Annotated in this window: 5 protein-coding genes and 1 pseudogene; 3 read left to right on the forward strand and 3 right to left on the reverse strand. The window is 65.4% G+C overall.

Annotated elements, in window-relative coordinates; genetic code table 11:
- The 3 genes and pseudogenes from ACLP9N_RS35900 to ACLP9N_RS35910 form a co-directional block, all read left to right on the forward strand.
- Positions 1-1,523 (forward strand): SDR family NAD(P)-dependent oxidoreductase (locus tag ACLP9N_RS35900; protein ID WP_442411866.1); only part of this gene is annotated, 1,523 nt, incomplete at its 5' end.
- A 23-nt stretch (positions 1,524-1,546) separates the two neighbouring features.
- Positions 1,547-4,660 (forward strand): type I polyketide synthase, encoded by a 3,114-nt coding sequence (locus ACLP9N_RS35905; RefSeq protein ID WP_442411869.1) that lies wholly within the window; start codon positions 1,547-1,549, stop codon positions 4,658-4,660.
- A 159-nt stretch (positions 4,661-4,819) separates the two neighbouring features.
- Positions 4,820-5,884: pseudogene (locus ACLP9N_RS35910) on the forward strand (type III polyketide synthase); the annotation flags it as partial.
- Here the strand turns inward: ACLP9N_RS35910 and ACLP9N_RS35915 are convergent.
- Genes ACLP9N_RS35915 through ACLP9N_RS35925 form a run of 3 tightly spaced genes read right to left on the reverse strand, consistent with a single transcriptional unit; the run spans position 5,867 to position 9,728 of the window.
- Positions 5,867-7,159: a cytochrome P450 gene (locus tag ACLP9N_RS35915; protein ID WP_442411870.1), complete on the reverse strand. Its 1,293-nt coding sequence runs from the start codon at positions 7,157-7,159 to the stop codon at positions 5,867-5,869. The pseudogene ACLP9N_RS35910 and the gene ACLP9N_RS35915 overlap by 18 nt on opposite strands.
- Positions 7,160-7,179: 20 nt before the next feature.
- Positions 7,180-7,947 carry an SGNH/GDSL hydrolase family protein gene (locus tag ACLP9N_RS35920; RefSeq protein ID WP_442411867.1) on the reverse strand — a complete coding sequence of 256 codons (768 nt, stop codon included), beginning with the start codon at positions 7,945-7,947 and terminating at the stop codon, positions 7,180-7,182.
- Between the two features lie 8 nt (positions 7,948-7,955).
- The gene (locus tag ACLP9N_RS35925; RefSeq protein ID WP_442411868.1) at positions 7,956-9,728 is read right to left on the reverse strand and encodes an ABC-F family ATP-binding cassette domain-containing protein; all 1,773 of its coding nucleotides are present in this window, start codon (positions 9,726-9,728) and stop codon (positions 7,956-7,958) included.
- Positions 9,729-10,031: the final 303 nt, after the last annotated feature.

Below are 10,031 nucleotides of genomic sequence, written 5' to 3' on the forward strand. Positions count from 1 at the left end.
TCGGTGACGGCGTGTTGGAGCCGTTGCCGGTCAAGGTTTTTGATGTGCGGTGCGCCTCGGCGGCGTATCGGTTTGTCAGCCAGGCCCGCCAGATCGGCAAGGTGGTGCTGACCCTGCCCGACGGGCCTGGTAACGCCGTGCTGACCGGTTCAGGTGGTGGCCTGGCCGGCGGCACCGTGATCATCACCGGCGGTACGGGGATGGCGGGTTCAGCGGTCGCGAATCATCTGGTGGCCCGCTACGGGGTGGCGCACGTGGTGTTGGCCAGCCGCAGCGGCGCCGACGCCGAGGGTGTCGCGGAGTTGGTGGGCGAGCTCGAAAACGCCGGAGCGCAGGTGTCGGTGGTGGCTTGTGATGTGGCGGACCGGGATGCGGTCGCGGTACTGATCGCCCAATTGCCGGATCAATATCCGCTCCGCGGCGTGTTCCATGCCGCGGGGGTGCTCGATGATGGGTTGATCGCGTCGTTGACGCCGGAGCGCATGGATGCGGTGTTGCGCGCCAAGGTCGACGGGGCGTGGAACTTGCATGAGCTCACCCAAGATCTGGATCTGTCGGCTTTCGTGATGTTTTCGTCGATGGCCGGAATCGTCGGCGCCCCGGGGCAGGGCAACTACGCCGCTGCCAATAACTTTCTCGACGGGCTGGCGGCCCACCGGCGTGCCCACGGCCTGGCCGGGTTGTCGGTGGCCTGGGGGTTGTGGGAACAAGCCAGCGCAATGACCCGGCACCTGGCCGATCGCGACAAGGCCCGCATGACCCGGGCCGGGCTCGCACCGCTACCCACGTCCCGGGCGTTACAGCTGTTCGACGACGCGATGCTGGCCGACCGCCCGGTGCTGGTCGCCGCCCGCCTCGACGCGGCAGGACTGGGCGCAAGCGGCGTCGTCCCACCGTTGCTGCGTGACCTGGCCGCTCGTCCGGGCCGGCGGCTGGTCATGGACACCGACACTGCGGCATCGATGTCGGGGTTGGTCGCACGGTTGCGAGGACTGAATCCCGAACAACGTCATAGCCTGTTGGTGGAGTTGGTGTGTACCAACGCCGCAACCGTTTTGGGTCGTTCCAGCGCCGATATCGACGCCGACGTGGCGTTCCAGGACCTCGGGTTTGACTCGCTGACCGCCGTGGAACTGCGCAACCGCCTCAAAACCGCTACCGGCCTTACCCTTTCGCCGGCCCTGATCTTCGACTACCCAACCCCCGCCGCGCTGGCCGAACAGATCGACGGACTGCTGGATTCCGCGCCGATCACCAATGGCAGCACGGGCACGCCCGACAACGAACCCGACAGGTTGGCTCGTTTCAACGACATCGCCCGCGAGCTGCAAACACTCGTCAACCAAGCCGACTGGACCCCGGACGACAAGACACACTTCTCGGCCCGCATCGAAAGCATCCTGACCGACCTCACCGCCCCCCAGCCCGCCCGCAACGATTCACACCTCCTCGACGACGTTGACCTCGCCACCGCAACCGAAAGCCAACTCTTCGCCATCCTCGACGAAGACTTTCCGATATGACCCGGCACCGAGTTGAGGATGTCGTGGCGCCGACAGACGTCGCAATCATCGGGCTCGCATGCAGGTTTCCCGCCGCTGCCAACGCCGCCGAGTTCTGGCGCCTCGTGTGCGATGGACTCGAAGTAACGCAGCTGCCGGCCGACGTCGCCGATTTTGATGCGGACTTCTTCAACCTGTCGCCACGCGAGGCCCGCGCGATGGACCCCCGGCAACGGCTGGCGCTCGAACTGGCCTGGGAAACATTCGAAGACGCATTCGTGGTGCCCGAGACGCTGCACGGTGAGTACGTCGCGGTATACCTCGGCGCGATGAACGACGACTACGCGTTCCTGACGGTCGCTACGGACAACGTCGAGCATCACTCGTTTACCGGCATCAGCCGGGGCATGATCGCCAACAGGATCTCCTTTGCGTTCGGGCTGCAGGGCCCAAGCATGACCGTCGATTCCGGACAATCGTCTTCTCTGGTGGCTGTGCACCTCGCGTGCGAAAGCCTGCGGACGGGTGCGTCGCCGCTGGCGATCGCCGGTGGGGTTCATCTGAACATTGCAAGCGAAACGGCGCTGCTGGAAACGGAATTCGGCGCGATATCGCCGTCGGGCCACACCTACGCGTTCGACGAACGCGCCGACGGCTACGTGCGGGGCGAAGGCGGCGCTCTTGTCCTGTTGAAGCCGTTGCGTGCCGCACTCGACGACGGAGACCGAATCCACGCCGTCATTCGCGGCAGCGCCGTGGGCAACGCCGGACATACCGCCACAGGGCTGACCGTGACCTCTGTCCCGGGGCAGGCCGACGTGATTGCGCGCGCGCTGTCGAGCGCGGGGCTGGACAGCAACCAGGTCGACTACGTCGAGGCGCACGGAACCGGCACCGCAATCGGCGATCCGGTCGAGGCGACGGCGCTGGGGAAGGTTTTTGCCCAGCGTCGACAGCGTCCCGTCAGTGTTGGGTCGGTGAAGACCAACATTGGCCACACCGGGGGCGCCGCAGGAATCGCGGGCCTGATCAAGACGGTGCTGGCGGTGGAAAACGCTTTGATACCACCGAGTCTCAACTATGCCCGCCCCGCGATCGACCTCGAGAGCCTCGGGCTTCGGATCAACACGGCGCTGATGCCCTGGCCGACGGCGGATGCTCCGCGGCGGGCAGGGGTCTCGTCGTTGGGGATGGGCGGAACCAACGCGCACGTCATCGTCGAACAATCTTCAGCTGCGCCGGAAAGTGCTGCATCCCAACAGGATAACAACAGTCGCACCATCGCGTGGGTGCTGTCTGCGCGTTCCGCGGAAGCCTTGCAGAATCAGGCGGGCCGGTTGCTGGCGCAGCTGACCGGCCAGAATGGCGTCGGGGCGGGCCTGAGTCCGGTGGACGTGGGTTGGTCGTTGGTGACGACCCGATCGGTGTTTGAGCATCGGGCCGTTGTGGTGGGCGCTGACCGTGAGCAGCTGACGGCGGAGTTGGCCGGGCTGGTTGTCGGTACGCCGGGTCCAGGTGCGGTGACGGGGCGTGCCCACCCGGTGGGCAAGACCGTGTTCGTGTTTCCCGGGCAGGGTTCGCAGTGGCTGGGCATGGGTCAGCAGCTTTACGGCCGGTTTCCGGTGTTCGCCCAGGCTTTTGACGAGGCCGCGGCGGCGTTGGATCTACACGTGCGCTTGCCATTGCGGGAAGTGATCTGGGGCGCCGACGCGGCGCTGTTGCAAAGCACCGAGTTCGCTCAGCCCGCGTTGTTCGCGGTGCAGGTGGCGCTGGCGGCGCTGTTGCGATCCTGCGGTGTGGTTCCGGATTTCGTGATGGGTCATTCGGTGGGCGAGATCACCGCGGCCCATGTGGCCGGCGCGTTGTCGTTGGCCGACGCGGCCAACGTGGTGGCTGCTCGGGGCCGCTTGATGGCGAGTGTGCCGGACGGCGGGGCTATGGTCGCGGTGGCCGCCAGCGAAGACGAAGTGGCGCCGTTGCTCACAGAGCGCGTCGGCATCGCGGCAGTCAACGGCCCGAATTCGGTGGTGATTTCGGGTGAGGAAGCAGCGGTGGGCGCCGTGGCGGATCGCTTGGCGGGTCTGGGGCGCCGCATGCACCGGTTGGCGGTGTCGCATGCGTTTCATTCGGCGTTGATGGAGCCGATGCTGCAGCGGTTCGCGCAAGCGCTCGCCGAACTCGAGGTAGCACAGCCTCGAATTAGTCTGGTATCCAACGTAACCGGTCAACTGGCCGGGACTGGGTATGGGTCGCCCCAGTACTGGGTTGAGCATGTGCGTCAACCGGTGCTGTTCGCAAAAGGGGTGCAGACGGTCGAGTCACTGGGGGCGACGGTGTTTGTGGAGGTGGGTCCGGGCGGGGGATTGATGGCGGCCGTGGAGCAGTCGCTGGCAAATCCGACAACCGAACACGCGGCCGCGGTGTTGACGCTGGCCAAGGATCGCGCCGAAGTCGATTCGCTGTTGACCGCGCTGGGTCGGTTGTTCACCGTGGGTGTGCCGGTGGATTGGGTTGGAGCGTTAAGCGGTTTGAATGCCCGGCGGGTGGAGTTGCCGACGTACGGGTTTGTCCGGCGGCGAGTTTGGTTGGGCGCTGGTGAATCTGGCGGGCCAGAAGCAACGCGCCTGGGCACGAGTCGATCGGCCGGCCTGGCCGAGAGTTTGCAACAGCTGCCCCCGGCGGAGCAGCACCGTCAACTGCTGGAGTTGGTGCGCGCGCATGCGGCAACCGTCTTGGGCCACTCGAGCACCGATGACATCGATGTCGAGCGTGCTTTTCACGACCTCGGCTTCGACTCGATGACCGGGGTCGAACTGCGCAACCGCCTCAAAGCCGACACCGGATTGGCTGGGGCGGCGCTGTCGCGCACGCTGATCTTCGACTATCCCACGCCGACGGTGTTGGCCGATCATCTCGCTCAACAACTCCTGCACGGCCGTCGCGAAGAGTCCGATGAGGACAAGATCTGGTCCGCGGTGAGAAGGATTCCGCTCCAAGAACTTCGGAGAACCGGGTTGCTCGACAAACTCATGCTCCTGGCCGGCACGCCCGAAGGGTCCCCGCAGGAGTCACCTGTCGGCGACGATGCCATCGATGCGCTAAGCCCCGACGCGTTGATCGCGATGGCGCTCAACGAAGCGGATGACAGGGATAATTGATGTCAATCGACGAAATTCAATAACCGCCAGTGAATTTATCCAACACGTGTCTAACAGAGTTATCCAGCATGTGTTTAATATGTCTAACTTTGCGGGTACGCGCAGAATTACATAAACTTTTAAACACCGGGTCGGTCCGGTAAATACCACAGAGGCAGGGCAATGAGCGTCATCGCAGGTGTGTTCGGTGCGTTGCCACCCCATCGCTATAACCAGCAGGAACTCACCGACGCATTCGTCGAGTTGCCCGGTTTGAAAGACCACGAGGCGATCGCCCGCCGCATGCATGCCGGCGCCAAGGTCAACAGTCGCCACCTGGTGCTGCCGCTGGAGAAATATCAGTCGCTGGCCGATTTCGACGAGACAAACGAAATCTTTGTCGACAAAGCGGTGGAACTCGGCTGCGAGGCATTGCTGGGCGCGCTCGAAGAGGCGGGCCTGCAGCCACAGGACGTCGACATGATCGCATCCACCACGGTCACCGGCATCGCGGTGCCGTCGTTGGAGGCCCGGATCGCCGGACGAGTCGGCCTACGCCCCGATGTGCGCCGGATGCCGCTGTTCGGACTCGGCTGCGCGGCCGGGGCGGCCGGGGTGGGCCGGCTGCACGACTACCTGTGCGGTGCGCCCGACGACGTCGCGGTGCTGGTGTCGGTCGAGCTCTGCTCGCTCACGTTCCCGGCGGTCAAGCCAACCGTGTCGGGTCTGGTCGCGACCGCGCTGTTCGGTGATGGGGCGGCCGCGGTGGTGGCCGTCGGTGAGCGTCGCGCCGGACAGATCCAGGCCGCCGGGCCGGACATCGTCGCGTCGCGCAGCCGCCTCTATCCCGAATCGCTGCATGTCATGGGCTGGAACGTCAACGCCTCCGGCCTGCAGCTTGTGATGTCTCCCGAGCTGACGGGTGTTATCGAACGGCACCTGGCCGACGACGTCACATGGTTCCTGACCGCCCAGGGGCTCACCAAGGACGGTATCGGAGCCTGGGTCAGCCATCCCGGTGGTCCCAAAGTCATCGAAGCGATCGCCATGACCCTCGAGTTGCCCCCGGACGCGCTCGAGTTGACCTGGCGCTCGATGGGCGAGATCGGGAACCTCTCCTCGGCCTCGGTGCTGCACATCTTGCGTGACACCATCGCCAAACCGCCGCCCAGCGGAAGCCCCGGGCTGATGATCGCGATGGGTCCGGGATTCTGCTCTGAACTCGTGTTACTGCGCTGGCGCTGAGTCGGCGATTTCTGCGATTTCAGCGGTCAGTCCCTGCCGGGGGCTCAGCGCGGCGAGGTTGTGGGTGCGGATCCGCTGAGCGGGCAATCGGAGCCTGGTCCGGGTGACCAGCCGGGCGAGCATCACGGTCATCTCGGTGGTCGCCATGACTGCCCCGATACATCGGTGCAGCCCGCCGCTGAACGGAATGAACTCGTGTGGTGCAGGCTTGCGGTAGTCCGGTGAGCCGGGATCCCAGCGCGACGGCCGGAATTCGGTTGGTTCGGGCCATACCTCGGGGATTCGGTGAGTCACGTAGGCGCTGAAGATCAGCAACCGTCCGGTGCGGATGTGGTGTCCGTCGAACCGGAGGTCGCGCATCACCCTGCGGGCGGAGATCACTCCGGGCGGGTACAGCCGAAGCGTCTCGTGGACCACGCCGTTGAGATAGGTCAGGTCGGCCAGCTTCCATGTGGCCGGCGGTCGATCACCGCACACGCGGCGGACTTCGTCGGCCGCAGCGTCCCAGGCGCCCGGGACGGTCAGTAGCGCGTGGGTGGCCCAGGCCATCGCGCCGCTGGTGGTCTCGTAGCCGGCGGTGATCAGGGAGATGATCGAATCTCGAATCTCATTGTTGCTCAACGCATAACCTTGATCACCGCGGCCATTGATCAGCATGGTCAACATGTGGTCGTCGGGCCTGGGCGCGCTGCGGGCTTCGGCGATCTGGGCGTCGATGAGGTCGTTGATGCGGGCGCGAGCGGTCATCGCCCGCCTCCATGCCGGCGTTTCCGCCCACCGCTGCATGTGCATGACTTGCGGCAGCTGGTGGGTGAGATCCAGCAGGGGCTGCAGTTGTGCACCGAGAAAGTCGGAGTAGGCGGCGATGCGCGGGCCGAACAGCGACTCGGCGGTGCTGCGCCGGACCGCCGAGCGGAACTGTTGGTAGATGTCCAGTCGTTGCCCGGGCCGCCAGCCGTCGATCACGGTGTCGATAGTGGACACCATGGTCCCCACATAGTTCTGTATCTCCCGGTGACGCAGCCCTGGCGCGATGACGCTGCGACGACGCTGGTGGTCCGCGCCGTCGCTCACGATCAGCGCGGTGGGCCCGTCGACGATGGCCAGGTTTTCAAACGTCTCCCGCCAGCTGAACGCATCGGCGTTGGCGAACACGAACTTGTTTGCTTCGGCGCCCAGCAGATAGGTGTAGCCGTGCCGCCCGAGCCCGGAGTTGATCACCGGGCCTCGCCGCCGATAAAGGGTCAGCAACGCCTCGCCGGGCGGGTAACGCACCGGTCGGTACGGTTGTTTGCTCATCGAGTTCCTCTGGGTGCAGGCCCCGGCGAGTCCAGGAACTGCTGAACGGCTTCCGTCAGAATCCGGCCGCCCCGCGAGTTGAGATGGATGCCGTCGATGTGAAATGCCCAGCCGTTGATTCGGGAAATCTCGTCAAAACTGCGGCGCTGGATCAGCTCCCGGAATAGATAGTCGCGGTAGAACGACGGGAAGGAGAACCGGGTGAACGGTTTGGCAAACCGTGAGCGGACAAGCTGATCGCAGAACGACTCGTACAGGGGGATGTAGTAAGTGCCCTCCCGCAGCGCGACGTCGCGGATCACGCCGCTGAAGGCGGCGCACAGGTCGTTTAGCCGTGACTGGACGGGATCGCTGGAATGGGGGTCTTCTCCCACGGGCGCAAGGGAACTCAGGGCGATCCTGGCGTTGGTGTCTTGGTGCAACCTGCGGGTGATGAGCGTGAGGTTCCACTCGAATCGCTGCACGGTGGGCTCCGCCGGCAGCCGTTTGAAGACTCGAATGATTCTCCGAAAGTTGGGAAAGACGCTGGCGACGATGTCGTTGGTTCCGATCAGGATGATTATCCGGTCGGGCGCTGTGCCGATCACGCGAGGCAGACGCCTGACGATGTTGAACGACAGATCACCGCCCACCCCCAGGTTGACGAATCGGAACCGGCTGTTTTGCGGTCGGCTTTCCAGCTCGGCGATCCACCGGTAGGTTCCCTTCGACGCGGTGGTGCTCGAGCCGACGCAAGCCACCGTTTCGATCGGGCCGGAATGCACGATGAAGATTATTCGAGACTCTCCGACAGCTCCAACCATCGGGCTTCCGTCGCGGCGACCTCACCTTCGAGCTCGCGCAACTGCTGGGTCAGCCGATTCAACTCGACGTGATCGGTCTGGTCGTGCTCGGCGAGCTCGTTGTGCTTGGCCGCGATCCGATCAGCCAGGCGGGCGAGCTGACGGTCCGTCGCGGCCAGCTCCTTCTCGGCGGCTCGTCGATCGGCGCCGGACATTGCCTGTGGCTTGGCGGCGGTGGTGTTTGGTTGTTCCGCAGGCTTGGAATGGGCAGCAAGGCGCAAGTATTCGTCGATCCCACCGGGCAGATGCCGCAACCGCCCGTCCAGGATCGCGTACTGCTGATCGGTGACGCGTTCGAGCAGATACCGGTCATGCGAGACGACGATCAACGTGCCCGCCCAGGAGTCGAGCAGGTCCTCGGTGGCGGTGAGCATGTCGGTGTCCACGTCGTTGGTGGGTTCGTCGAGGAGCAGCACGTTCGGCTCGGATAAGAACGTGAGCATGAGTTGCAACCGGCGTCGCTGACCGCCGGAGAGCTCATTCATCCGTGCGGATAGCTGGCCGCGGCCGAAGCCGAGTCGCTCGAGCAGTTGGGCCGGGGTGACCTCGTTGCCCTCGACCTGGTAGCTGCCGCGCAGCCCGCCGAGCACGTCGGCGATGCGGTCATCAGCGAATTGGGTCAACTGATCGCCCTGCTGATCGAGCACCGCCAGACGGACGGTTTTGCCGCGCTTGACGCGTCCGGTGTCCGGCTGGATTGTGCCGGCGATCAATCTCAGCAGGGTTGACTTGCCGGCGCCGTTGGCTCCGACGATGCCGGTGCGTTCACCCGGGGCGATCCGCCATTCGATGTCACGCAGCACGGGGCGGCCCTCGAACGAGACCGACACGTCGAGCAGATCGACGACGTCCTTGCCCAGGCGTGCTGTGGCCAGCTTGGCCAGCTCGACGGTGTTGCGCAGCGGGGGCACGTCGGCGATCAGCCGGTTGGCCGCCTCGATCCGGAACCTGGGCTTCGAGGTGCGCGCCGGGGGGCCCCGACGCAGCCAGGCCAGCTCTTTGCACATCAGGTTCTGCCGCTTGGCCTCGGCGACGACGGCCTGCCGGTCCCGCTCGACGCGCTGCAGCACGTACGCCGCGTACCCGCCTTCGAACGGCTCGACGATCCCGTCGTGCACCTCCCAGGTTGTGGTGGCGGCTTCGTCGAGAAACCAGCGGTCGTGCGTCACCAGCAGCAGCCCGCCCGTGTTGCGGGCCCAGCGTTGTTTCAGGTGGCCGGCCAGCCAGGTGATGCCCTCGATGTCGAGGTGGTTGGTGGGCTCGTCGAGCGCGATGACGTCCCATTCGCCCACCAGCAGCCTGGCCAGCTGCACACGCCGGCGCTGGCCGCCGCTGAGCGTGGAAACCGTTGCTTCCCAGTCGATATCGGATACCAGCCCGTCGACGACGTCGCGGACGCGGGCGTCTCGGGCCCATTGATGTTCGGCCTGGTCGCCGACGAGTGTCCAGCCGACCGTGCGGTGCGAGTCGAGGGTGTCCGCCTGGCTTAGTGCGCCGACCCGCACTCCGCTGCGCCGGGTGACGCGGCCGGAGTTCGGCCGCAGCTCACCGGTCAGCAGACCCAGCAGGCTGGATTTGCCGTCGCCGTTGCGGCCCACGATGCCGATGCGCGCGCCCTCGTTTACTCCGAGCGTGAGCGAGGCGAACACCACCTGGTTCGGATATTCCAGGTGTACGGCCTCGGCCCCCAACAGGTGCGCCACCGGACCAAAGCTACCGGCGCGTGGTCTGCGGTAGATCGTTGCATGCTGTAGCTCAGATAGCGCTTGTCCGACGTCACGAAGAGTCTCGCGCGTACCTTCGATCCCGGGCTGCATGAGTACTTCGGGACCTCGACCTCAGCATCCCTTATGGCGACGGCGGCGCCACCCACCGCTCAACGAGGTTGTCCCGGGTCTCGTGGAAGTTGAGGTGGCGGTCCCCCGCTTGATTCCTGCCGTGTGGTAGGTGTCGGGCGTTCCGCCAAAGAACACCAACAGCAAGGGGACCGCCGTGAAGAAGAGTAG

The organism is Mycobacterium sp. (genome assembly GCF_052144515.1).
Lineage (GTDB): Bacteria > Actinomycetota > Actinomycetes > Mycobacteriales > Mycobacteriaceae > Mycobacterium.